The 22,911-nt window shown below is 65.3% G+C and carries 26 protein-coding genes and 1 riboswitch; of the genes, 9 read left to right on the top strand and 17 right to left on the bottom strand.

Features of this window, described 5'->3' with window-relative positions:
- Positions 1-19: 19 nt before the first annotated feature.
- The 5 genes from prmB to uvrC form a co-directional block, all read right to left on the bottom strand.
- Positions 20-979 (bottom strand): 50S ribosomal protein L3 N(5)-glutamine methyltransferase, encoded by a 960-nt coding sequence (gene prmB / locus RPS27_RS15920; RefSeq protein ID WP_212067982.1) that lies wholly within the window; start codon positions 977-979, stop codon positions 20-22.
- Positions 979-1,461 (bottom strand): molybdenum cofactor biosynthesis protein MoaE, encoded by a 483-nt coding sequence (locus RPS27_RS15915; RefSeq protein ID WP_212067983.1) that lies wholly within the window; start codon positions 1,459-1,461, stop codon positions 979-981. Before RPS27_RS15915 ends, prmB begins: the two co-directional genes overlap by 1 nt.
- Before the next feature lie 3 nt (positions 1,462-1,464).
- Complete coding sequence (gene moaD / locus RPS27_RS15910) at positions 1,465-1,716, bottom strand: molybdopterin converting factor subunit 1 (protein WP_194406080.1); 252 nt, start codon at positions 1,714-1,716, stop codon at positions 1,465-1,467.
- Positions 1,713-2,330: a CDP-diacylglycerol--glycerol-3-phosphate 3-phosphatidyltransferase gene (pgsA, locus tag RPS27_RS15905; RefSeq protein WP_194406081.1), complete on the bottom strand. Its 618-nt coding sequence runs from the start codon at positions 2,328-2,330 to the stop codon at positions 1,713-1,715. The genes moaD and pgsA overlap by 4 nt, the downstream gene beginning before the upstream one ends.
- Before the next feature lie 96 nt (positions 2,331-2,426).
- Positions 2,427-4,469 carry an excinuclease ABC subunit UvrC gene (gene uvrC / locus RPS27_RS15900; RefSeq protein WP_212067984.1) on the bottom strand — a complete coding sequence of 681 codons (2,043 nt, stop codon included), beginning with the start codon at positions 4,467-4,469 and terminating at the stop codon, positions 2,427-2,429.
- 251 nt (positions 4,470-4,720) lie between these two features.
- On the opposite strand from uvrC, the gene RPS27_RS15895 reads away from it, so the two are divergent.
- Positions 4,721-5,344: an outer membrane protein gene (locus RPS27_RS15895; protein ID WP_212067985.1), complete on the top strand. Its 624-nt coding sequence runs from the start codon at positions 4,721-4,723 to the stop codon at positions 5,342-5,344.
- Between the two features lie 125 nt (positions 5,345-5,469).
- On the opposite strand, the gene RPS27_RS15890 is transcribed toward RPS27_RS15895, so the two are convergent.
- The 4 genes from RPS27_RS15890 to RPS27_RS15875 form a co-directional block, all read right to left on the bottom strand.
- The gene (locus RPS27_RS15890) at positions 5,470-5,685 is read right to left on the bottom strand and encodes a cold-shock protein (RefSeq protein WP_008544396.1); all 216 of its coding nucleotides are present in this window, start codon (positions 5,683-5,685) and stop codon (positions 5,470-5,472) included.
- A gap of 267 nt (positions 5,686-5,952) precedes the next feature.
- Positions 5,953-6,813, bottom strand: coding sequence for a 23S rRNA (adenine(2030)-N(6))-methyltransferase RlmJ (locus tag RPS27_RS15885; protein WP_212067986.1), 861 nt, complete (start codon positions 6,811-6,813; stop codon positions 5,953-5,955).
- A gap of 121 nt (positions 6,814-6,934) precedes the next feature.
- Positions 6,935-7,639: a ribonuclease T2 family protein gene (locus RPS27_RS15880; RefSeq protein WP_212067987.1), complete on the bottom strand. Its 705-nt coding sequence runs from the start codon at positions 7,637-7,639 to the stop codon at positions 6,935-6,937.
- A 120-nt stretch (positions 7,640-7,759) separates the two neighbouring features.
- Positions 7,760-8,221, bottom strand: a complete 462-nt coding sequence (locus tag RPS27_RS15875) for a hypothetical protein (protein ID WP_212067988.1) — start codon at positions 8,219-8,221, stop codon at positions 7,760-7,762.
- A gap of 185 nt (positions 8,222-8,406) precedes the next feature.
- Here RPS27_RS15875 and RPS27_RS15870 point away from each other — a divergent pair, with 185 nt between their 5' ends.
- Entirely contained in the window at positions 8,407-8,706 is a 300-nt protein-coding gene (locus tag RPS27_RS15870) for a hypothetical protein (protein ID WP_194406087.1), read from the top strand.
- A gap of 45 nt (positions 8,707-8,751) precedes the next feature.
- Positions 8,752-9,282: a DUF3617 family protein gene (locus RPS27_RS15865; protein WP_212067989.1), complete on the top strand. Its 531-nt coding sequence runs from the start codon at positions 8,752-8,754 to the stop codon at positions 9,280-9,282.
- A 67-nt stretch (positions 9,283-9,349) separates the two neighbouring features.
- Here RPS27_RS15865 and RPS27_RS15860 read toward each other — a convergent pair whose 3' ends face one another.
- From RPS27_RS15860 to RPS27_RS15850, 3 genes are read right to left on the bottom strand one after another with little or no spacing between them, the layout of a single operon-like run.
- Positions 9,350-10,738, bottom strand: a complete 1,389-nt coding sequence (locus tag RPS27_RS15860; RefSeq protein WP_212067990.1) for an ATP-binding protein — start codon at positions 10,736-10,738, stop codon at positions 9,350-9,352.
- Between the two features lie 19 nt (positions 10,739-10,757).
- Positions 10,758-11,483 (bottom strand): response regulator, encoded by a 726-nt coding sequence (locus RPS27_RS15855; RefSeq protein ID WP_194406090.1) that lies wholly within the window; start codon positions 11,481-11,483, stop codon positions 10,758-10,760.
- A gap of 2 nt (positions 11,484-11,485) precedes the next feature.
- On the bottom strand, positions 11,486-12,028 hold the full coding sequence (locus RPS27_RS15850; RefSeq protein WP_211418493.1) for a MarR family winged helix-turn-helix transcriptional regulator: 543 nt from the start codon (positions 12,026-12,028) through the stop codon (positions 11,486-11,488).
- A gap of 339 nt (positions 12,029-12,367) precedes the next feature.
- On the opposite strand from RPS27_RS15850, the gene RPS27_RS15845 reads away from it, so the two are divergent.
- From RPS27_RS15845 to RPS27_RS15825, 5 genes are all read left to right on the top strand, one after another.
- Positions 12,368-13,450, top strand: a complete 1,083-nt coding sequence (locus tag RPS27_RS15845) for a branched-chain amino acid aminotransferase (protein ID WP_212067991.1) — start codon at positions 12,368-12,370, stop codon at positions 13,448-13,450.
- A gap of 200 nt (positions 13,451-13,650) precedes the next feature.
- A complete protein-coding gene (locus RPS27_RS15840; protein WP_211418491.1) occupies positions 13,651-14,175 on the top strand; it encodes a YegJ family protein in 525 nt (174 codons plus the stop codon).
- A 210-nt stretch (positions 14,176-14,385) separates the two neighbouring features.
- Positions 14,386-15,906: a histidine--tRNA ligase gene (gene hisS / locus RPS27_RS15835; RefSeq protein ID WP_211418490.1), complete on the top strand. Its 1,521-nt coding sequence runs from the start codon at positions 14,386-14,388 to the stop codon at positions 15,904-15,906.
- Between the two features lie 55 nt (positions 15,907-15,961).
- Positions 15,962-16,210 (top strand): tautomerase family protein, encoded by a 249-nt coding sequence (locus RPS27_RS15830; RefSeq protein WP_259215989.1) that lies wholly within the window; start codon positions 15,962-15,964, stop codon positions 16,208-16,210.
- A 112-nt stretch (positions 16,211-16,322) separates the two neighbouring features.
- On the top strand, positions 16,323-16,715 hold the full coding sequence (locus RPS27_RS15825; protein WP_212067993.1) for a thioesterase family protein: 393 nt from the start codon (positions 16,323-16,325) through the stop codon (positions 16,713-16,715).
- A gap of 33 nt (positions 16,716-16,748) precedes the next feature.
- Here the strand turns inward: RPS27_RS15825 and RPS27_RS15820 are convergent, their stop codons facing one another.
- The 3 genes from RPS27_RS15820 to RPS27_RS15810 form a co-directional block, all read right to left on the bottom strand.
- Positions 16,749-18,101, bottom strand: coding sequence for an NAD(P)H-dependent oxidoreductase (locus RPS27_RS15820; RefSeq protein ID WP_212067994.1), 1,353 nt, complete (start codon positions 18,099-18,101; stop codon positions 16,749-16,751).
- Positions 18,102-18,176: 75 nt separating this feature from the next.
- Entirely contained in the window at positions 18,177-19,016 is an 840-nt protein-coding gene (gene proC, locus RPS27_RS15815; RefSeq protein ID WP_212068120.1) for a pyrroline-5-carboxylate reductase, read from the bottom strand.
- A gap of 205 nt (positions 19,017-19,221) precedes the next feature.
- Entirely contained in the window at positions 19,222-19,722 is a 501-nt protein-coding gene (locus RPS27_RS15810; RefSeq protein WP_194406097.1) for a YbjN domain-containing protein, read from the bottom strand.
- Between the two features lie 437 nt (positions 19,723-20,159).
- A riboswitch (FMN riboswitch) is annotated at positions 20,160-20,318 on the top strand.
- 75 nt (positions 20,319-20,393) lie between these two features.
- Between RPS27_RS15810 and RPS27_RS15805 the strand changes: the two genes are divergently transcribed.
- Positions 20,394-20,966 (top strand): 6,7-dimethyl-8-ribityllumazine synthase, encoded by a 573-nt coding sequence (locus RPS27_RS15805; protein WP_194406098.1) that lies wholly within the window; start codon positions 20,394-20,396, stop codon positions 20,964-20,966.
- Between the two features lie 112 nt (positions 20,967-21,078).
- Here RPS27_RS15805 and RPS27_RS15800 read toward each other — a convergent pair whose 3' ends face one another.
- Positions 21,079-22,032: a ribose-phosphate pyrophosphokinase gene (locus RPS27_RS15800; protein WP_194406099.1), complete on the bottom strand. Its 954-nt coding sequence runs from the start codon at positions 22,030-22,032 to the stop codon at positions 21,079-21,081.
- Between the two features lie 192 nt (positions 22,033-22,224).
- Entirely contained in the window at positions 22,225-22,842 is a 618-nt protein-coding gene (locus RPS27_RS15795) for a hypothetical protein (RefSeq protein ID WP_212067995.1), read from the bottom strand.
- Positions 22,843-22,911 lie beyond the last annotated feature (69 nt).

The raw sequence follows: 22,911 nt of genomic DNA, 5'->3' as shown, positions 1-22,911 counted from the left end.
CTCCGTCCGTCCTGATGAATCAGCCGAGATCGGCGGCCGCGATCCAGAACACCTCGCCCTCGGACTCCTCGGTGTCGAGCCAGAGCAGCGGCAGTTCCGGAAAGGCCTCGTCGACCAAGTCCCGGCCACGGCCGATCTCGCAGATCAGCCCGCCGTCCGGCGTCAGGTGATCCGGCGCCTCGCGCAGGATCCGGCGCACCACGTCGAGACCATCGGCGCCGCCGTCGAAGGCGAGTTTTGGCTCGGCCCGGCATTCCGGCGGCAATGCCGCCATGCCTTCGGCATCGACGTAAGGCGGGTTGGTGATGATCAGATCGTATCTGTTGTTGCCGAGTGGGGCGAACAAATCGCCGCGATACAGGCTGACCCGGTCCTCGAGCCCATACTCGCCGACATTGCGGGCGGCAACCTCGAGCGCGCCCTTGGAGATGTCGACGGCGTCGACAATAGCGTTTGGAAAGTGATGTGCGGCGAGGATGGCGAGGCATCCCGACCCCGTGCAGAGATCGAGCACGCGCTCGACTTCCGTGGGATCGTCGATAAGCGATCCGGCAGCGCCTTCGTTGCCGAAATGCGAATCCAGGAGCTCACCGATGAAGGAGCGCGGAACGATGACCCGCTCGTCGACATAGAAGGGCAGGCCGCGCATGTAGATTTTGTTGACGAGATAGGCGGCCGGTTTGCGCGTGGTGATGCGCTGATGAACGAGATCGAGGACGGTCTTGCCCTCGGCAGCCGTGACGCGGGCGTGGGCAAAGGCTTCGAACTGCTCGGGATCGAGATGCAGCGCTTCGCCGACCAGGAACGCGGCTTCGGCCACCGGGTCGGTCGTGCCGTGGGCAAAGGCGAGTTCGGCCTCGACAAAGCGGCTCACGGCATAGCGGACGAAATCGAACAGCGTGACAAGCTCGCCGGGTCCCACTTTCGCGAGCTTCGGCGTAGCGCGGCCGCGCGCGGTCTTTTTTGCAGCTCTAGCCATCAGGATTTGGTCCAGCGTGCGGCGGCCTCGTCGTCACGGGCCTGGGCCTCGACCCAGCCGGTGCCGGAGGCGCTCTCTTCCTTCTTCCAGAACGGCGCGCTGGTCTTGAGGTAGTCCATCAGGAACTCGGCCGCCTGGAACGCGGCCTGGCGATGCTGCGAGGCGGTCAGCACCAGCACGATGTTCTGGCCCGGCATGAAGCGGCCGACGCGGTGGATCACGGTGACCCCGTTGAGCGGCCAGCGCGATGTGGCCTCGTCGGCGTGGCGCCTGATCTCTTCCTCGGCCATCCCCGGATAATGTTCGAGCGTCAGCGCCGCGACCCTGGCGCTGTCGTCGTCGGCGCGGCAGATGCCGGAGAAGCTCACGACCGCACCGATATCGGTGCGGCTCTTGGTCAGGATCGCGATCTCGCGCGCAATGTCGAAATCGTCTTCCTGGATGCGGATGGTGACGGGGCAGCTGGCGACAGGGGACGTCATGGCCTAGCCGCCGGTCATCGGCGGGAAGAACGCGATCTCGCGGGCGCCCGCGATAGCGGCATCCGATTTGACGTGGGTGTGATCAATCGCGGTGCGGATCACCTTCGGCTTCTCGAACGCGTAGGCATAGGCCTCGCTCTGGCCGGACAGCCAGGCGATCAGCTCCTCGACGGTGCGCACGGTCGCCGGCGGCTCGATGGTCTCCTCCGCCTTGCCGACGCGCTCGCGCACCCAGGCGAAATACTTCACCTTCATCCCTCGTCCTCCTTGATGAGGTGATGGATGCCGGCGCGGAAATAATCGTAGCCGGTGTAGATGGTCACGATCGCCGAGGCCCAGAGCAGCGCGAGGCCAAGCATCGAGACGACGGGCACGACCTCGTCGCCGGCGGGGCCGGCAAGGAGGAACCCGATCGCGACCAGCTGGACCGTGGTCTTCCACTTCGCAAGCTTGGTCACGGGCACGCTGACGCGGAGCGCGGCGAGATATTCGCGCAGGCCCGAGACCAGGATCTCGCGGCACAGGATGACGATGGCGGCCCACAGCGACCAGCCGTGGATGATGCCGTCGGCCGCCAGCATCAAGAGGCACGAGGCGACCAGGAGCTTGTCGGCGATCGGATCGAGCATCCGGCCGAAGGCCGATTGCTGATTCCAGATTCGCGCATAATAGCCGTCAAGGTAATCGGTCACCGCGGCGGCGATGAAGATGGCGACCGCGACCCAGCGCAGCCACAGCGGCTGATCCAGGATCGACTGCGCATAGATGCATCCGACCACGACCGGGATCGCGGCGATCCGGCCATAAGTCAGGATGTTCGGGAGGGACATCGCGCGGCTGGTGGTCCCTCGTGTCGTGGCGATGTTCATTCGTCCTACCAATACCGCTCAAGCCTGAAGGTCAACCGTTCCGCTCCCCAGATGGGGTGCGGGGTGCGACGACCATATGACCGCAGCCCCTTTAGTTCATCCCAGCTGGGGATGGAAATAGTCGAAAATTCTGCGAGCGCTCTCGGCGCTGACCCCCGGAACCTTGCCGAGATCGGCGATCGAGGCGCGTTCGATCTCCTTCAGGGTGCCGAAATGATGCAGCAAGGCCCGTTTGCGTGACGGGCCGATGCCCGGAATCTCCTGCAAACCGGCCTCGCGGATGTCCTTCTTGCGCAGCTTGCGGTGCGAGCCGATGACGAAGCGGTGGGCCTCGTCGCGCAGGCGCTGGATGAAATACAGAACGGGGTCGCGCGGCTCCAGCTTGATGGCTTCGCGCTCCGGCATGAACAGGGTCTCGCGGCCGGCATCCCGGTCCGGCCCCTTGGCGACCGACATCAGCGACACCTGGGTGAGCCCGAGATTGGAGAAGATCTCGCGGACGGCGTTGAGCTGGCCACGGCCGCCGTCGATGATCACGAGGTCAGGCCATTGCGGGAAATCGTCGTCCTTGGCCTTGGTGCCGGCGTCCTCGGGCGGATTGATCAGGCGCTTGAAGCGCCGCTCGAGGACCTCGCGCATCATGGCGAAGTCGTCGCCGGGCGTGATGCCTTCCGACTTGATGTTGAACTTGCGGTACTGGTTCTTCACGAAACCATCGGGGCCGGCGACGATCATGGCGCCGACCGCGTTGGTGCCCTGGATGTGGCTGTTGTCGTACACCTCGATGCGCTTGGGCGAATGTGGCAGGCTCAGCGTCGCGGCCATGGCGTCGAGCAGGCGGCTTTGCGTGGCGGTGTCGGCGAGCTTGCGGCCGAGCGCCTCGCGCGCATTGGTCAGGGCGTGAGCGACCAGCTCCTTCTTCTCGCCGCGCTTGGGTGCGGCGACCTCGACCTTGTGGCCGGCCTTGATCGCCAGCGCGTTGGCGAGCAGCTCGCTCTCCTCGATCTCGTGCGAGAGCAGGATGTTTCTCGGCGGCGGCTTGTCGTCGTAGAACTGGGCGAGGAAGGAGCCGAGCACCTCTTCGGGGGTGAACGACTTCTCCGCGCGCGGGAAATAGGCGCGGTTGCCCCAGTTCTGGCCGGTGCGGAAGAAGAACACTTCGACGCAGGAGAATCCGCCTTCCTGGTGGATGGCGAACACGTCGGCTTCCTCGACCGTGCGCGGATTGATGCCCTGCTGCGACTGGATCGCCGACAGCGCGGCGAGGCGGTCGCGGTACAGCGCGGCGCGCTCGAACTCGAGCTCACCGGACGCCTTCTCCATCTCGCCGGCAAGCTCCTGCTTCACCGCATGGCTCTTGCCGGACAGGAAGTCGCTCGCCTCGCGCACCAGCGTCGTATAGCCGCCGAAGTCGATCTCGCGGGTGCAGGGACCAGCGCAGCGGCGGATCTGGTAGAGCAGGCAGGGCCGGGTGCGGCTCTCGAAGAAGGAATCGGTGCAGGAGCGGATCAGGAACGCGCGCTGCAAGGCCGTGATGGTGCGGTTGACCGCGCCGGCGGAGGCGAACGGGCCGAAATAGCGGCCGGGCCGGCTCTGCGCGCCGCGATGTTTCAGGATCTGCGGCGCCCAATGGTCGCCGGTGATCAGGATATAGGGGAACGACTTGTCGTCGCGCAGCTGCACGTTGAAGCGCGGACGCAGCTGCTTGATCAGGTTGGCTTCCAGCAGCAGCGCTTCGGTCTCGGTGTTGGTCGAGACGATCTCCACCGTCACGGTGGCGGCGATCATGCGCAGGATGCGCGCCGGCTGCGGCGCGCTCTGGCGCGCATAGTTCGACAGGCGCTTTTTGACGTTCTTGGCCTTGCCGACATAGAGCACGTCGGCATTGGCGCTGAGCATGCGATAGACCCCGGGCGAGGTCGGGGCGAGGCGGACCGCGCGCTCGATCGCCTCGTGACCGGTCGCCAGCGGCTCCTCGCCGACCGCGCCGCTCTCTTCGAGGATGTCGGGCAGCCGCGCCTCGTCCTCGTCGTCACCGCCGGTCGTCGCGGGATCGAGGTCGGGCGGCGTGTCGCTCGCGGCAGTCGGGGGCGGTTTGCGCGCGCGGTCGTCCGGATTATCGGGGGAATCGTGAACCATGAGGCGAATTTAGGCGCTGGGGGTGCCGATTTGAAGTTCCGGCCGTGCGGCACGCACAGGACGGCGGCGCGGTTCCCGGTAACGCTTCCTTAAGGGTGTTAAGCGCGCGGTAACCCAGCTTAACAGCCCTTTAACTTAAAACTCTCGATAAATCTTACGCGAAAAGATGGTGGTTCCGTAACCATGCGGTTTGCCTCGCGCGGGGTGCGCGGGCGCCGCACCGGCAACGGCAGTTGCGTTGGAGTTAAGTGATGAGGGGGCTCATTTTGGGCGCGGCCGCGTTGGTCGCAGCCGGCTGGACAGCTTCGGCAGAGGCAGCGGATTTCAATTACGGCCAGCGTGCGCCCTATACCGTCAACCAGCCGCTCAATGCGTATAGCTGGGCAGGTCCCTATCTCGGCGGCAACATCGGCTATGAATGGGGCTCGGTCGACAACAATCCCTCAAAGCCGTCGGGCTTCGTCGGCGGCGTGCAGGCCGGCTACAATTTCCAGAACGGCCCGTTCGTGTTCGGCGTCGAGGGCGATCTCCAGGCGGCCGGTGCCGACGATACCTTCGCCCCGTGGAAATTCTCCAATCCGTGGTTCGGCACCCTGCGCGGCCGCGCGGGCTATGCCTTCAACAACGTGCTGTTCTACGGCACCGCCGGCCTCGCCTTCGGCGAGCTGCGCGCGCAGACCTTCGGCTGGTCGGAATCGCACACCACCGCGGGCTGGACCATCGGTGCCGGCGCAGAAGTCGGCCTTGCTCCGAACTGGAGTGCCAAGCTCGAATATCTCTACATCGACCTGTCGACCAGTCAGTTCGCAATTACGGGCGTGTCAAACGGCTATAGCGCCAGCGTTGTTCGCGCAGGCGTGAATTATCGCTTCTGATAGCTGAAGAAGAAAATACCGGACAACAACTCCCGGCCGCTCGCGGCCGGGATTTTTTTCGCCAAGTATTTTTACGCCAAGTATTTTCGCGAAGTATTTTCGCGAAGTATTTTGCGTCAGGCCCGCTAGGAGAGAATGACCAGGTTGACCGCCTTCGGTCCCTTCCCCTTCTTGTCCGGCTCGACTTCGAAAGTAATGCGCTGTCCTTCCGCAAGGTCCTTGAGTCCGGCCCGCTCCACAGCAGTAATATGCACGAAGACGTCGCGGCCGCCGTCGTCAGGCTTGATGAAACCGTAGCCGCGTTCGCCGTTGAAAAACTTAACCGTTCCCGTCATGGCCATCGGGAAACTCCCCCTCATTGCTCCTCCGCCGCGACGCAGACTCACGTCGCGACATGACCGGGCGATACGAAGCCCGGGAGAGCTGGCCATCCTTGGGCGGACCGTAAGCGGTCCGGCCGGATCTTTCTTAGGCCTTCACTCCGCCGCAACCATTCGCGGAAGCGGAACGTAAAGCCAGTCACGGAAACAGCATAATACGGTTCTCTGCAGATTGACTACCGCTCCTGCATATTTTTCCCAAGAATGCCGGAGTGTTACGGTCTCTCCTTAAGGCTTGGGGACCTCCAATCGGAATCTGGCAGCACCGCCCTGGCCGAGCGGTATTTCCAACTCGGGCAGGATGGTCTTCAGCTCGCCCTGCAGCGTGTAGGGCGGATTGACGATCAGCAGCCCGGTGGAGGCGAGCGCTCCGCCATCCAGCTGGGGCGCGACGCTGAATTCGAGGCGCAGGCATTTTCCCGGTGGTTTTGCTGCGGCTGCGAGCCGGGCCACCGTTTGGGCCAGCGCGTCGGTGGCACGCCGGCTCTTGGCCGGATACCAGATGAGATAGATGCCGGTCGGCCATTTCACGAAGGCGGCGGCGAAGGCTTCGCCCAGCCGCTCGAACTCGTCCTTGGCTTCGAAGGGCGGATCGATCAGCACGAGGCCGCGCCGCTCCTTTGGCGGCACGAAGGCCGGCAGAGCCACCCAGCCGTCGAGATCGACCACGCGGGCCTGTTCGTCGCGGCGCAGAGCGTCGATCAGTGCCTTGCGCGCCCTCGGCTCGAGCTCGCAGGCGACCAGCCGGTCCTGCGGCCTCAGCAGACCGCGCGCGATCAACGGCGAGCCTGGATAGGTTTTGAGCTCGCCCTTCGGGTTGAAGGCGCGGACGATGTCGAGATAGGGCTTGGCCAGCGCCGCGCTCTCGTTCGACAGCCGGGCCTGCATCAGCCGCGCGATGCCGGTCAGCCATTCGCCGCTGCGGCGCGCTTCGTCGCTGTCGAGATCGTAGAGGCCGGCCCCGGCATGGGTGTCGATGACGCGGAACGCCCCCGGCTTGTCCTGCAGATAGGTGACGATGCGCGCCAGCACGATGTGCTTGATGACATCGGAGAAGCTGCCGGCGTGGAAGGCGTGGCGGTAATTCATGAGGTAGGACTACGCCACGTGACGGCTCGAGCAAAGAGGCACAATCACGTGTCCTGGACGCGGTGCAGCGTGTAACGCTGCGCCGCCGAGCCGGGGCCGGTTTCTTGCGCGAGCCTCGGCCTCAACCACCCCTGATCGGCGGCATCGTCACCTGATCGCGGCGGCAGGCGCGGCGGTCGGTTTCCTCGCAGGTACGGAATTGCAGGTCCTTGCTGAGGCAGATGCGCACCTCGGAGAGCCGAGTGCGGTTACAGGTGACCGAGACGGCGGCATTGCTCAGGCCAGGATTGGCCTTGATGAAGGCCTCCTCGACCTCAGCCGGCGCCACGGACTTGGCCTGCGACAGATCGAGATATTCGGCCGGAATCTTGATCGCGGCGCGCGCTTTGCGGATCGTCTCGAAATAGCTGCGGCCCTCGAGGCCCGAGCAGGTGCCGTGCTTGTCCCATTCGTTGAAGATCAGCCCCGGCGCCGGCATCAGGTCGAGCATCGAGGAGACGATGTTGCGGTTCAGCCGCGGCGCGGGCCGCTGGCAATATTCCGGGAAGCCGTTCTCATATTGCGGCCACAGCCCATGCACCACGAAGGCATAGGGCCGTCCGCCGCACTGGATCTGGGAGCGGCCGCCACGCTCGGCCGCCTCCTCGCAGAACGAGGGCGACCATGACAGCGACAGCACATAGAAATCGAACTCGCCGGGCGCGTTCTGCCGTTTGTCCTGGGCCTTTACGTCGCCGGCGAACGAGGCGAGGCTAGCCGCGAGGATCAGGGAAAGGGCCAGCGAGATCACGAGGCGGGAGAACGAATGCAATCTGGAATGAAACATGGCAACGCCCCTCAACTAGACTGTGCAGGAAGCCTAGCAGGCGAAAAGAACATTTCAAGAACAAAATTCAGGCGGCCGCCATTTGGCGGCTGACAGCGCCCGAATCAGGGCGCCTCGAGCTCAAGGCCTGGCGGCGCGGCAGGCCGGATTATAGGCCCAGTTGCGATCGACCCCGACCACGCACCATTCGACGCCGTTGCCGTAGCTGGCGAACCCGCCGTCCTCGATGATCGAGAAGTGCACCTTGCGCACCTTGCCGTCGGTGAGCATGGCCTCTCCGCTGCAATAGCGGCGCGGAATGTTGTCGGACTGCCAGGGCCGGTACGCGGTCTCGTGCACGGCGGAGAAGCCGGTGATCTTCAGCGAAGAATTCCAGAAGGTATATTCCTTCTCCGCGAACTCGCGCTCGATCCTCGGCAGAGCCCAGTCGCAATTGGCGACGTTGCCGTCATAGCGGGGTCCGCTCAGCCAGAAATTCAGCTCCAGCGGATTGGCGGCCCTGGCCTCGCCGAGCGTCACCGCCCCGAACATGAGGCCGAGCAGAGCGGCAAAGCGGAGCGATTTCAGGGAGGGGGCGCGCATGGTCAATCCGGACAGCTAAGGTCTTGCGAAGGTCGGACGGTGCCGTGAAGGCCGGGGGAGGTCAAGTGCAGCGCGGCAACACTTCGCCAGGAGTTGACCACAACATCGTGGTCGGCAGGGCTTCGGTTCTTTCCACTTCCATCCCGGCACCGTAAACTGGGGGCCAGCCAATTGGAGTGACGGGAATGCGAATCATTGCGGCCGCGGGTCTTCTCGCCAGCCTGGTTGTCTCGGGTATGACGGCGAGCCAGTCGGCGCGCGCCGACATCGTGCCGCCGTTCAAGGGCAATGACACCGGCGGGATCATCGCCTATTCGATGGCCACCCAGGTCGATGCACGTCAGGTCGCGGTCGATCACTGCGCGCGCTACCGCAAGGTGGTCAAATTCCTCAGCGTGCAGGCCTATGAGGGCGGCTACATCTCGTTCTCCTGCCGCTGGGTGCCCTATGGCGCCGCCGAGCAGCCGATCCGCACGCTCTACTGAGGCGTTGTCGTAACGCCGCAATCCAATAAGCCGGGAGCTTCTCGCATGACGCGCAAACTCGCTTTGCTCGGCTCGACGCTTTGTCTCGTGGTGTCGGCGGGGATTGCCAGCGCCGACGATCTGCCGGTGCGCAAGGCCGGTCTCTGGGAATTGAAGATGGTCCGCACCGGCGGGCCGGTGCCTGAGATGACCATGCAGCACTGCACCGACGAGACCGTCGACAAGGAGATGAACAACAACGTCTCGCCGATGGCCAAGCAGGTCTGCGCCAAGCAGGAGATCAAGAAGACGGCCACCGGCTATGTCAGCGATTCCGAGTGCAGCGTCGCCGGCATCAGCACGACCACGCATGCCGAGATCACGGGCGATTTCAATTCGGCCTATACGGTGAAGACCACCTCGCACGCGCAGGGCGGCGCCGCCGGTGCCGCGGGCCGCGACACCTCGATGACTCTCGAGGCGAAATGGCTCGGCGCCTGCAAGCCGGAGCAGAAGCCCGGCGACATCGTGATGCCCGGCGGCTTCAAGATGAACGTGCGCGACATGGACAAGCTGAAGGCGCTGCTGCCGAAGTAGGATTGTCGTAGCTGCAAAATCGGTGCGCTTCCTCGCCCCGTTCTTAGGGGGAGAGGTGAAGTAAGACCTACACCGGAATCCGCACGCTCGCCCTCAAGCCGCCCATCGGGCTGTCGCCGAGCGTGATGTCGCCACCGTGGGAGCGGGCGATGTCGCGGGCGATGGCAAGGCCGAGGCCGGTGCCGCCTTCGTCCTGGTTGCGGGCATTGTCCAGCCGCAGGAACGGCTTGAACACTTCTTCGCGCAAATGCGTGGGAATGCCGGGTCCGTCGTCGTCGACCGTCACGGTCAAATAACGGTGATCGCGCTGGCCGGTGATGGCGATGCTCTTGCCGTAGCGTGCCGCGTTGGTGACGAGGTTGGCGAGGCAGCGCTTGAACGAGGCCGGCTTCACGGTGACGACCGGCAGGCCATGGAAGGCGACGGTCGCGGCATGGCCATGGCGCTCGGCATCGCCGCGCAGCTCCTCGAGCGCCTGCGCCATGTCGGTCGGCTGCGATTGCTCACCGGAATCGCCGCGCGCAAAGGCGAGGTAATCCTCCAGCATCATCGACATCTCGTCGACGTCCTTGCGCATGCCCTCGAGCTCGGGGCTGTCGCCGATCAGCGCCAGCTCGAGCTTGAAGCGGGTCAGGATGGTGCGCAGATCGTGGCTGACGCCGGCGAGCATCGCGGTGCGCTGCTCCATCGTGCGCTCGATGCGCGATTTCATCTCGAGGAAGGCGACGGAGGCGCGCCGGACCTCGCGCGCGCCGCGCGGGCGGAAGTTCGGCGCCTCGCGGCCCTTGCCGAAGCTTTCGGCGGCGTCCGCAAGGCGCAGGATCGGCTTGATCTGATTGCGCAGGAACAGCACCGCGACGATCAGGAGGATCGACGACGTGCCGACCATCCAGAACAGGAAGATCTCCGAGTTCGAGGCATAGGCGGCGCTGCGCTGCGCGAACACGCGCATCACGGCATCGTCGAGCTGGATGCGGATCTCGACCAAATTGGAGCGGCCGACCGTGTCGATCCAGAACGCGCGCCCGATCTGGCGGCCGAGCTGCACCGACAGCGTCTGATCGAGCAGCGAGAAGAACGGCTTTGGTCCCGGCGGTGGCATGTCGCCGGCGGGGAGGAAGTCGACGACGAGACCGAGACGCTGCTGTGCGATGCGCTTGATCTGGTCGCGATCCTTATCTTGCGGATAGCCCTTGTAGACGTCGATCAGCGCGGCGATATCCTGGACCACCGCGGCGGACAATCTGCGCGTCACCGTGTTCCAGTGCCGCTCCATGAACACGAAGGCGACGACCGATTGCAGCACCACCATCGGCACGATCATGATGAGGAGCGCGCGGGCGTAGAGGCCGGTCGGCATCCAGCCCTTGAACGCGTTGCCCATCCAGCCATTGGCCGCCGAAACGCGGCCGGCGGCGCTCTTCAGAAGCGTCAGGCCGGTGTCGATCGTGCTCATCTGGCGCGCTTCACTTGATTTATGGCGAGGCCACCAGGCGGTAGCCGATGCCGCGTACCGCCTGGAGGAACAGCGGATTGGCGGGGTCGGTCTCGATCTTGCGCCTGAGGCGGTTGATCTGCACGTCGACGGCGCGCTCGTTGACGCTGCCATTGCCGGTCAGCGCGCTGCGCGGCACGGTCTCGCCCGGCGTCTCCGAGAGAATGCGCAGCATCTCGCGCTCGCGGTCGGTGAGGTGGATGACCTCCTCGCCCTGGCGCAGCTCGCCGCGATCGAGATGGTAGATGTAGGGACCAAAGGCGATCTTCTCGATCGTCGTGGCCTGCGGCGGCGGCGCGGCGCGCTTGAGGATGTTGTTGATGCGCAGCGCAAGCTCGCGCGGCTCGAACGGTTTTGCCACATAGTCGTCGGCGCCGATCTGCAGGCCCTCGATGCGGGCCTCCGCTTCATGGCGCGCCGTCAGCATCACGATCGGCACCGAGGAGGAGGTCCGGATGAAGCGCGCGAGATCGAAGCCGGTCTCGCCGGGCATCATGACGTCGAGGATCAGCAAGTCGAAATGCAGACCCAGCAATTTCGACCGTGCATCGCCGGCGCTGGCGGCCGTGGTGACGCGGTAGCCCTCGCCGGCAAGGAAACGCGAGAGCAGATCGCGGATGCGGCGGTCGTCGTCGACGAGCAACAGATGCGGAGCATCGTCGGCCGGGCGCGCCGGTGCGCGGGCGAGAGTGGCGGCGAGCGTCACGGTTACTCCTTGGCGTCTTGGTTGACGGAGGCGAAGATCGTCTCGAGCACCTTGTCCGGATCGTCCCGATCGATCATCGCACGCAGGAAGCGCTTGACCGTCTCGGCATCCTGCGGGCTCATCTCGGCGAGCGCCTTGGTGATCCGCGTGGTCTGCAGACCCGCGAGCTTCTGCACCAGCGCCTCGCCCTTCGGCGTCGCGTAGAGCAGGCGCTGGCGGCGGTCGTTGTCGCCGGTCTTCTGCACGATGTAGCCCTCGTCCAGGAGCTGCTTGAGCACGCGGCCGAGTGACTGTTTTGTGATGCGCAGGACGTCGAGCAGATCGGCGACCTTGAGACCAGGATAGCGGTAGACGAAGTGCATGACCCGGTGATGGGCCCGCCCGAAGCCGAAAGCCTCCAGCTCCTGGTCGGGATCGCCGACGAAGTCGCGATAGGCGAAGAACAGCAGCTCGATGATATCCCAGCGCAAATTGCCTCCATCGCCTGCGGCCGGCCGAGGCTCGGCGGCGTCTTGAGAGGGACTCGCGAAATTTATGTCAGGCATATTGACGTATCTTGGGTTCAATGTTACAAAACGATCAACCCGCACGAAATTTTAGATCGTTTCGCGACGGGCGGCGTCGATGCAGGGACGGCGGAAAGAGCCGGACAGGCGACGACAGCCGGATCAGATCTACCGTGCGATTGTCGAGCGGCATTTCGGCAAAACATACTGGACTTCCGTCTCGCGCAAAAGCATGTCCTGCCCGACATGCTGGCCACGGGAAACCGGCCGTAACAAGGCTGGCGGTGGTCCGGCCAGAAACCAATCGAGCCAGCTGGCCCCGGAGCGGGGCGGGCGGGCGCCAGAACAGCGCCGATACCGGCAGCGGGAGCCAAGGACATGAGCATGACATTCGACATCCAGCCCGCCACCAATCCGACGTCCGAGAAGGACCGCGTGGCCAAGCTGGTGGACCCCGGCTTTGGCCGGGTCTTCACCGATCACATGGCGATCGTCCGCTACAACCAGGCCAAGGGCGGCTGGTACGAGGCGAAGATCGAGGCGCGCGCCAACTTCCAGATGGATCCGGCCGGCGCCGTCCTGCACTACGCGCAGGAGATTTTTGAAGGCCTGAAGGCCTACAAGCGCGACGACGGCGGCGTGAACCTGTTCCGTCCCGACGCCAATGCGCGGCGCTTCAGGGACTCGGCCGACCGCATGGCGATGGCGCAGCTGCCCGAGGACGTCTTCATCGAGGCGGTCGAGCAGCTCGTGCGCATCGATCGCGCCTGGATGCCGGGCGGCGAGGGCAGCCTGTACCTGCGGCCTTTCATGATCGCGAGCGAGACCTTCCTCGGCGTCAAGCCGTCGTCCGAATACATCTTCTCGGTCATCGCTTCGCCGGTCGGCTCCTATTTCAAGGGCGGTCCCGCGCCGGTCTCGATCTGGGTGTCGGAAAACTATACGCGCGCGGCCGTCGGCGGCACCGGCGCCGTCAAATGCGGCGGCAATTATGCCGCGAGCCTGCGCGCGCAGGCCGAAGCGATCCAGCATGGCTGCGACCAGGTCGTCTTCCTCGACGCGATCGAGCGCCGCTACATCGAGGAGCTCGGCGGCATGAACGTGTTCTTCGTGTTCGACGACGGTTCGCTCTCGACGCCGCCGCTCGGCACCATCCTGCCCGGCATCACCCGCGATTCCATCATCGCGCTGGCCAAGGACGCCGGCAAGATCGTGCGCGAGGAGCCGTATTCGCTCGACCAGTGGCGCAAGGACGCGGCGAGCGGCAAGCTGAAGGAGGCCTTTGCCTGCGGCACCGCCGCCGTCATCTCGCCGATCGGCAAGGTGCGCTCGGTGAGCGGCGATTTCGAGATCTCGGGCGGCGCCGCCGGTCCCGTCGCCATGGGCCTGCGCAAGCAGCTCGTCGACATCCAGTACGGCCGCACCAACGATCCGCACAACTGGATCCGCAAGGTGTTTTGAGGTCTCGTGTCCCGGACGCGCAAAGCGCGAGCCGGGACCCAGAGTGCCAGTGGCTGGACCCCGGATCAGCAGCGTACCACGCCGCCAGGAGGCGCCGCGCTGCGCAGCATCCGGGGGCTGCTGCCGTTTAGCGCCATGAACGCCCTGCCACGATCCCGCGACAAAGTCCGGATACAACGAGCATCCCGGACATCGCGATCATGGCAACCAAACTCTCCCAACCCGTGAAATGGGTCGTTTTCGCCGCCATCACCGGCGTCTCCGTCTTCGGCATCCTGACCATCGGTCCGACGCACGAGGTCGTCGCGCAAGACCGCTCGCCGATCGTCGACGTGCGCACCAGCGATCCCGAGATGAATGCGGCGATCGCGCGGGCCCGCGGCACGCTGCCGACCTTCTGGGCGTCCTACGAGGCGCCGAAGTCGTCCGAGACCGGGCACGCCTTGAAGGTGCGCTTTTCGACCCGCAAGGGCGGCGAGCACATCTGGATCGGCGAGGTGAAGAAGCAGCCCGGCGGGACCTATTCAGGCCTGTTCGCCAACGAACCGCGCGACCTGCCGGGCAAGCACGCCGGCGATAAGGTTTCGTTCGGCGAAGCCGACATCTCGGACTGGATGTTCATGCGCAACGGCAAGATCGTCGGCGGCGAAACCATCAAGCCGACGCTGAAGTCGCTGCCGAAGGCGGATGCCGATGCCCTGCGGGCGCGGATGGAGCAGCCGTAGGTTCTCTTCTTCCTTCTCCCCTTGTGGGAGAAAAGGTGGCGCGAAGCGCCGGATGAGGGGCTATCTCCGCGAATCTCATCGTGAGATTTTCTCGCGCGGATAGAGACCCCTCACCCGTCTCGCCGCTTCGCGGCGAGCCACCCTCTCCCACAAGGGGAGAGGGAAAAGGCACCAGTTGCCGCCTCGCGCCCCGGCTGGTAAACGCCGCGCATGGCCGAGAAACCCAAAAAACCCCAGAAACTGAAGGCGCGCCTGCCGCGCGGGCTCGAGGATCGCGACCCCTCAGCGATCCGGGCGACGCGCGAGATGGTCGAGAAAATCCGCGCCGTCTACGAGCTCTACGGTTTCGAGCCGGTGGAGACGCCGGCGATGGAATATACCGATGCGCTCGGCAAGTTCCTGCCCGACCAGGACCGTCCGAACGAGGGCGTGTTCTCGTTCCAGGACGACGACGAGCAGTGGATCAGCCTGCGCTACGATCTGACAGCGCCGCTCGCGCGCTATGTCGGCGAGCGCTACGGCACCGACGCGCTGGTTTTGCCCTATCGCAGCTACCGCGTCGGCTATGTCTTTCGCAACGAGAAGCCCGGCCCCGGCCGCTTCCGCCAGTTCATGCAGTTCGACGCCGACACGGTGGGATCGGCGACGCCCGCGGCGGATGCCGAGATCTGCATGATGGCGGCGGACACGATGGAGGCGCTCGGCATTCAGCGCGGCCAGTATGTGGTGAAGGTGAACAACCGAAAAGTGCTCGACGGCGTTCTGGAAGCCATCGGGCTCGCCGGCGAAGAGAACGCCGGCCGCAGGCTGACGGTGTTGCGCGCGATCGACAAGCTCGACAAGTTTTCCGCCGACGAGGTGCGCAAGCTGCTCGGTCCCGGACGATGGGACGGCGGCGAAGAAGGCAAGGGCGACTTCACCAAGGGCGCCAATTTGAGCGAAGCAGAAGCCGACGTCGTTCTCGCCATCACCAAACCGCGCGAGGATTGGAAAGAGGCGATTGCCGCCGCAGAAACCTACCTCGCCAAGAGCCAGGTCGGCCAGGCCGGCGTGAGCGAGCTGGAAGAGATTGCCAAGCTGGTGACCGCGTCGGGTTACGGTGCGGACCGCATCAAGATCGATCCCTCCGTCGTGCGTGGCCTCGAATATTACACCGGCCCGGTCTACGAGGTCGAACTGCTGCTCGACACCAAGGACGAGAAGGGCCGCCCGGTGCGCTTTGGCTCGGTCGGCGGCGGCGGGCGATACGACGGTCTCGTCTCGCGCTTCCGCGGCGAGCCGGTGCCGGCCACCGGATTCTCGATCGGTGTGTCCAGGCTTCAGGCCGCGCTGACGCTGCTCGGCAAGCTCGACACCAAGCCGGACTTCGGCCCCGTCGTCGTCACCGTGTTCGACCGCGACCGCGTCGCCGACTATCAGAAGATGGTGGCGTCGTTGCGCAACGCCGGCATCCGGGCCGAGCTCTATCTCGGCAATCCCAAGAACATGGGCAACCAGCTCAAATATGCCGACCGTCGCAACTCGCCTTGCGTGATCATCCAGGGCTCCGACGAGAAGGCGCGCGGCGAGCTGCAGATCAAGGATTTGATCGAAGGCGCCAAGGCGGCGGCCGCGATTGCGTCCAACCAGGAATGGCGCGAGAGCCGGCCGGCGCAGTTCTCGTGCAGCGAAGCCGATCTCGTTGCGAAGGTGCGCGAGGTTTTGGCCCGCCATGACGTAAAGTGGGGATAGCCATTCCGAGAGGCCGTCGTGCCCGGGCTTGTCCCGGGCAGCCACGTCTTGTTTGATGGCGACCGTCAATGGCCGGCGTCCGGCCGCAAGGGAGAGACAAATGCCTGAGATCACCGTCAGCATGGCCGAAGGCCGCACCGACGAGCAGAAGGCCGGCATGATGCGAGACATCACGCAGGCGCTGGTGAAGAATCTCGGCGTCGATGCCGATGCCGTCGTCATCCAGATCAACGAAGCCCCGCTCCGTCACAAGATGAAGGGCGGCAAGACCTTCGTGGAGCGCGCGGCGGCGGCGAAGAAGTGACGCGTTAGCGTCATTCCGGGGCGCGCGAAGCGCGACCCCGGACTCTCGTGCCGCAAACTTCTGGATTCCGGGATCGGCGCTACGCGCCGCCCCGGAATGACGAGCAAGCCCCATGGACGCACGCGATTTCATCACGATCGGCATGAGCGCCGAGCGCACACTGGTGGTGCCGGCCGAGCGCACGGTCGGGCATTTCGTGCCCGGCATGCCCATGGTCTACGCGACGCCGATGATGATCCTGGAAATGGAGATGACGGCGGGCGATGCGATCCGCGCCGCGCTTCAGCCGGGCTGGGTCACCGTCGGGACCGAGGTCGATATCCGCCATCTCGCCGCCGCCCTCGTCGGCGCGACGGTACGGACCAATGCGAAGGTCGTCGCGGTGGAGCGCCGCGTCATCCGCTTCGAGGTCGAGGCCTTCGAGGGCACGCGCAAGCTCGGCGAGGGCCGCCATGCGCGCGGGCTGGTCAATGTCGAGATGTTCAACAAGCGGCTTGGCGCGTAGCGCTGCGGCCGGGCGCCACCTCGCTCAACCTGCCTAACGTACCGTCGAAGAGGCATAGAACGCTTCCTGCTCCCTGCGGATGCGCACGGCAGGCAGCGTCTCGTCGATTGCCACGTCGGCCCAGGTGATGCAGGCGTCCTTGGCAACCGCTCTGGTCAATCGCACATTGTGCGCAAGTCCGAGCGGCAGATAGCCCTTAGCAAGCGACGTGCCGGCCGGCGTCAGCTTGCCAAAGACGGTGTAGCCGCCTTCTCCGTCGAGCGTATCCCCCGCGCGCAGCTCCTTTTTGGCCGTCGCGGCAACATCGGCGTTGAACGTTGTCGCGACCCCCGTCGCCTCCTTGCGCAGAGCGATCGAGGCCACCGAAATTCCAAGCTCCAGACCGATGAGGTGCCACTTCTTGTACGAGCTCATGTAACGGCCGCTCGGGTCAGTGACGACGCTGTATTCCTTGAAGCAGTTGCGGATGTACTCGCTGTCGCCTTCGAAGCAGACCCAGACGCCCTTGCGGATATCGTTGGGGATCGGTTTGCCCTCGGCCGTCAGGCAGGACACGACTTCGACTTGGCCCTTGGATTCCAGCACGCCGCCCTCGGAGCGAGGGCGCATCAGCGTCGGGATGTCGTCGACCGATCCCGGTGGGAATGCGAGGCCTTGCGAGGGCGCCTCCAGCCCGGTTGCGTTCGCGATTGCGGCGGATTCGATCGCCGGCTTGGAGCCGTCGAGGAACGCGTTGAACATTTTTGGATTCATGCCGCCGTGCGCGGCTTGCTCGGCGGTCAGGCCCCAGTGATCCCAGACGGTTTCGGGGGTCGACTCCCGGTAGTGCGGCAGCCACTTGTGGCCGCGGCCCGCTGCGACGACCGGGAAACCGCAAGCCCTTGCCCAATCGACGAGGTCGCAGGCGAGCGCCGGCTGATCGCCATAGGCGAGGCTGTAGATCACCCCGGCCTGCCTCGCTCGTTGTGCGAGGATCGGTCCGCAGAATGCGTCGGCTTCGACCGTCACGTTGATGACAGGTTTGCCAGCAGAAAAGGCGCCAAGGCAGTGTTCCACCGCCGCCACGGGATTGCCGGTGCACTCGGCGATCACCTCCACGGCTTGGCACTTCACCAACGCTTCCCAGTCGTCGGTCAGAAAGGTCGTACCGTTCTTGAGGGCATCCTCAAGCGAGAGCGCGGCGAATTGCTCCGGGCGCCAGCCAACCCGGTTCAGGTTCTCGCGAGCACGCGACGGTGACAGGTCCGCAATGCCGACGAGATGGACGCCCGGTGTGCGCAAAACCTGATGAAGGTACATTGCACCGAATTTGCCCGCTCCGATCAGTCCGATTCTGATCGGGCGCCCGCTGGCGTGTCGTTCGAGAAGTTTCGCGTACAGGTTCACGATCGCTCTCCCTTTCGGCAACAGCCGAGCTCGCTTCGCATCGGTCCGCCCAAGTCGGCCCCAAGCACTCCCTGCCTACTTCGCCAATTCCCTCGACCGCTGCGTCGCCGCGGCGATCGCGCGGATCATGAGATCGCGCAGGCCCGGTTCGCCCATCAGCACACTGAGCGCTGCCGCGGTGGTGCCGCCGGGCGAGGTGACGTTCTGGCGCAGCGTGCTCGAAGGCAGCTCCGACTGGTGCAGCAATTCGCCGGAGCCGGTGACGGTTTCGCGCGCGAGCTTGGTCGCCAGCGCCTCGGGCAGCCCGGCCTCGACGCCGGCGCGGGCGAGCTCCTCGGCGAGCAGGAACACATAGGCGGGGCCTGAGCCGGAGACGGCGGTCACCGCGTCCATCAGCCCTTCATCCTCGACCCATTCGACCGCGCCGGTGGCGCGCAGCAGCGCGTCGGCCACGGCGCGCTGCGCGGTGCTGACGTTGTTCGCTGCGACGGCTACGGTGATGCCGCGGCCGATCGCGGCCGGCGTGTTCGGCATCGCGCGCACGACGGCGCCGCCGCAGATGTCCTGGAGCGCAGCGATCGTGGTTCCCGCCATGATCGAGACCACGGAGGTCCTGTCCGAGACGAACGATTTCAGCCTCGCACCGGCCTCGCGGAACATCTGCGGCTTCACCGCGACGACCAGCGTCTCGACCCGGCCGACCGTGGCTGCGTCGGGATTGAGCGCGACGCCCCTAGTGGCAAGTGCGGTGATCTCAGGCGAGATGTGCGGATCGATCACCGCGACGCGGCGCGGGTCGAGCCCACCCGCGAGCCATCCGGTCAGCATCGCGCCGCCCATCTTGCCGGCGCCGGCGAGCAGGATGGTGCCGGTGATGTTTTGGAGTGTGCTGTTGTCTGCCACTGTGCTCACCATCAACAAAGGTGTCGTCCCTGCCTGGTGCGCAATTGCGCACGGGCGCAGGGACCCCCGCGCGAGCACTTGCTCGTCGCGTTACCACAGGCGGTTCTAGTGGATGGAGGGCAGAGCAACAAGCCGCGTGCCCAAGGATGAATCACGCGGGATGGTTCCTGGATCTGCGCTTCGCTCGTCCGGGGCGACAGCGGAGAGGAGTTGAGCCCTACGCCTCTCCGACCGTATCGAACATCGCGGCGTCCATCGCCTCGGTCGTGGACTTGCCCGCCCACACCACGAACTGGAACGCCGGGAAATAGCGCTCGCAGGCGTGGATGGCGCCGGCGAGCATGGCTTCGCATTGCGCGGTCGAGGCGGTGAGGCCGCCCGGCAGCACCAGGGCCTGGCGGTGCATCACCATGCCGGTGCTGGTCCACAGGTCGAAATGGCCGACCCATAGCTGCTCGTTGACGGCGGCGACGAGCCGCTGCACCTCGCCGCGCCGCGCGAGCGGAATCTTCATGTCGAACGCGCAGGCCAGATGCAGCGCCTCGATCTCGCCCATCCAGGTGAAGGAGAGCTGGTAGTCGGTCCATTGTCCCTTCGAGACAATCGTGAGTTCGTCTTCGCCGGAGCGTTCGAACGGCCAGTTGTTGCTGGCAGCGATGTCCTCGACCACCGCGAGCGGATGGCTTTTGGAATCGATGGTGCTTTCGAGCAGGGACATGCCGTCTCGACCTCTTGCCTTCTTGTTGTCTTTGATACGCACGCGGTTGGGCCCGGCGCGCGCTCCCTAGACGCTACCGCGATCCCTGGAGTCGCTCTCGCGATCCTCGGATCAGCGCGGGCCTTTCGCGGATCAAGTGATGTGATTTGCGGAATCTGCGCAACGGGGTCCCGAGTCCGTCCACAAGCCAGGACTCGTTCGTCCACAGCTCATCTCCGCCACAATTCTTAACGCCGGAAGTCGCTGGTCACGAGCGAGGAGAACAAATCAGAATCAAACACGCAGGGGCGCCAATCGTTAATTCCGTCCCGCGGGGCCGGACCGCCAAGAGGACCCCAACGCCGGCATGGGACCATGCGATTTGCCCATGCGGAACATACTTGCCGCGCCGCCGCGCCGGCGGCATATTTCCGGACAGGCCGTTCATTCCGGACGGCCGATGTTCTCAGGGCGGGGTGAAAGTCCCCACCGGCGGTAAGGGCCGAAAGGCCTAAGCCCGCGAGCGCCTTCCGCGAGGGGTATCCCGAACGGAAGGGTCAGCAGATTCGGTGCAACTCCGAAGCCGACGGTTAAAGTCCGGATGAAAGAGAACGGTCGGTGGCAGACGCATCGCAAGGTGCGGCTGTTTGTCGTTCCGTGTGCCCTGATTCTGGTCCTCGAGAAGGAAAGCCATGAATCAGATGTTGCAAGATCCCCAAGTCGAAGCTTCCCAAGTCGAAACTGAAGTCCCCCATCCGCCGGTTCCGCAAGGACCTGCGGCCGAGCACCCGCGCTTCGCCAAACCGCAGCGGGTGGCGTTCGTGCAGGCCTGCTGGCACCGCGACGTGGTCGAGGAGGCCCGCATCGCCTTCATGAAGGAGGCCGCGGCGCGGCACCTCACCCATGTCGACGTGTTCGAGGTGCCGGGCTCCTTCGAGATCCCGCTGCATGCGCAGGTCCTCGCCAAGACGCGGCGCTATACCGCGATCGTCGCGGCCGGCCTCGTCGTCGACGGCGGCATCTATCGCCACGAATTCGTCGCCGACACCGTGATCAAGGCGCTGATGGATGTGCAGCTCCGCACCGAGGTGCCGGTGTTCTCGGCCGTGCTGACGCCGCAGCAATTCCACGAGACCGAGGTGCACTACGACTTCTTCCGCAGGCACTTTGCCATCAAGGGCGTCGAGGTGGCGGCCGCCTGCGCGGAGACGCTGCTCGGCCTCGAACGCCTGCGCGGCCAGGTCGCGGCGGGGATCGTGGGGTAGGTCTGGTCAATCCGGGGCGCGCGCGGCGTGAACCCGGAATCCATATATCGAAACGGATCGCTGCAAGATGGATTCCGGGTTCGGCGCTACGCGCCGCCCCGGAATGACGGTGTCAGTCGAACAGGCTCGACACCGACTCTTCCGCCGCCGTGCGCGCGATTGCGTCGGAGATCAGGCTGGCGATCGGCAGCGTGCGGATGTTCGGCGCCTTGGTCACCGCCTCGGTCGGCAGGATCGAGTCGGTGATCACGAGCTCCTTCAGCTTGGAGTTCGTGATGCGGGCGGCCGCGCCGCCGGAGAGCACGCCGTGGGTGATGTAGGCGTAGACGTCCTTGGCGCCCTTGGCGATCAGCGCGTCTGCCGCGTTCACCAGCGTGCCGCCGGAGTCCACGATGTCGTCGATCAGGATGCAGGTGTAGCCGGCGACGTCGCCGATCACGTTCATGACCTCGGACTCGCCCGCACGTTCACGGCGCTTGTCGACGATCGCGAGCGGGGTGTTGATGCGCTTGGCAAGGCCGCGCGCGCGCGCCACGCCGCCGACGTCAGGCGAGATCACCATCGTCTTGGAGAGGTCGAACTTGTCCTTGATGTCGCGCACCATCAGCGGCGCCGCGTAGAGGTTGTCGGTCGGGATGTCGAAGAAGCCCTGGATCTGGCCGGCGTGCAGGTCCAGCGTCATGACACGGTCGACACCGGCCTGCGTGATCAGATTGGCGACGAGCTTGGCCGAGATCGGCGTGCGCGAGCCCGATTTGCGGTCCTGCCGCGCGTAGCCGAAATAGGGCAGCACCGCGGTGATGCGGCGCGCCGAGGAACGGCGCAGCGCGTCGGTGATGATCAGCAATTCCATCAGATGGTCGTTCGCGGGGAACGAGGTCGACTGGATGATGAAGGCATCCGAGCCGCGGACGTTCTCCTGGATCTCGACGAAGATCTCCATGTCGGCGAAGCGCCGCACCACCGCCTTGGTCAGCGGCAGGTCGAGGCCTTGCGCGATCGCCTGCGCAAGAGCCGGATTGGAGTTGCCGGCGACGAGCTTGATGGAGCCGTTTTTGGCCGACATGGACGCTTCCTCCCGCGCTTTGCTGGATACGACGTTCAACATCTCAGATCCCACTGGAAGCACGGTTACAACGGGCGAGGAAATATCAGGCGGGAGGCTGCAATGGCAACCCGGGATGATACGTTTTCCCTTCGAAAATCCTGAGTCGGGCCAACGGCTTGGCCGCAACTTGAGGCCGTGGTTTAGCGGGGGTTATCGCTCGGCATAGCCGAGCGCCGAGCTCGGCATCTCTGGCGCCGGGACGTCCTTGATCACGCTCGCCACCGCCGGTCCCCGCAAGCCTGGAGCCGGGCTGGAGCCATCCGGAGTTCCGTTGATCATGTTGGAAAGTCCGCTGAATCCGGCCTGGGCGATCTTCCGCAGCACGAGGTCGTCGGCGGCGTTCCAGGGATCGCGGCCGCCCCTGGCCGAGGTCGGTTCCTCGCCGGAGAGGCGCAGCGCGCGCTGCTGGTTGGCGTCATAGACGTCCCAGACCCAGGCGATCACGGTCTTGCCGCGGACGACCTGGGCTGACAGGTAGCTGCGCACGCGGTAGGCGGCCGTCCCCTCGCGGGAGACGACGGACAGGCTGCGCAGCTTGGATTCGCTGTCGAGCACGCCGACCATGCGGTCGAATACGGGCGGCGGCGGGCCGTCGATCGATTCGAAGGCGACCGTCGCGCCCGAGCCGGTGCTCGGCGCCATCGCATAGGAGTTGGCGGCGCCGCCGCCACCGCCGGCGCAGCCGCCAAGCGCGGTCGCAGCCGCCAGCAGCATGACCGCCAGCACGCGCGAACCCGCACGGCCCAGGATGAATGACGCGTCCCTCATTATGGAGGGCAGCGATATCGTTAAAATCGATTAAGGTCTAGGGCAGGGGCGACACAACTCACCGTCGTC

The sequence above is a fragment of the Bradyrhizobium sp. WYCCWR 12699 genome (genome assembly GCF_032144035.1).
Taxonomy (GTDB): domain Bacteria; phylum Pseudomonadota; class Alphaproteobacteria; order Rhizobiales; family Xanthobacteraceae; genus Bradyrhizobium.
Note: the sequence above shows the minus strand (reverse complement) of the source record. Positions and strands in the feature narration are given on the sequence as shown.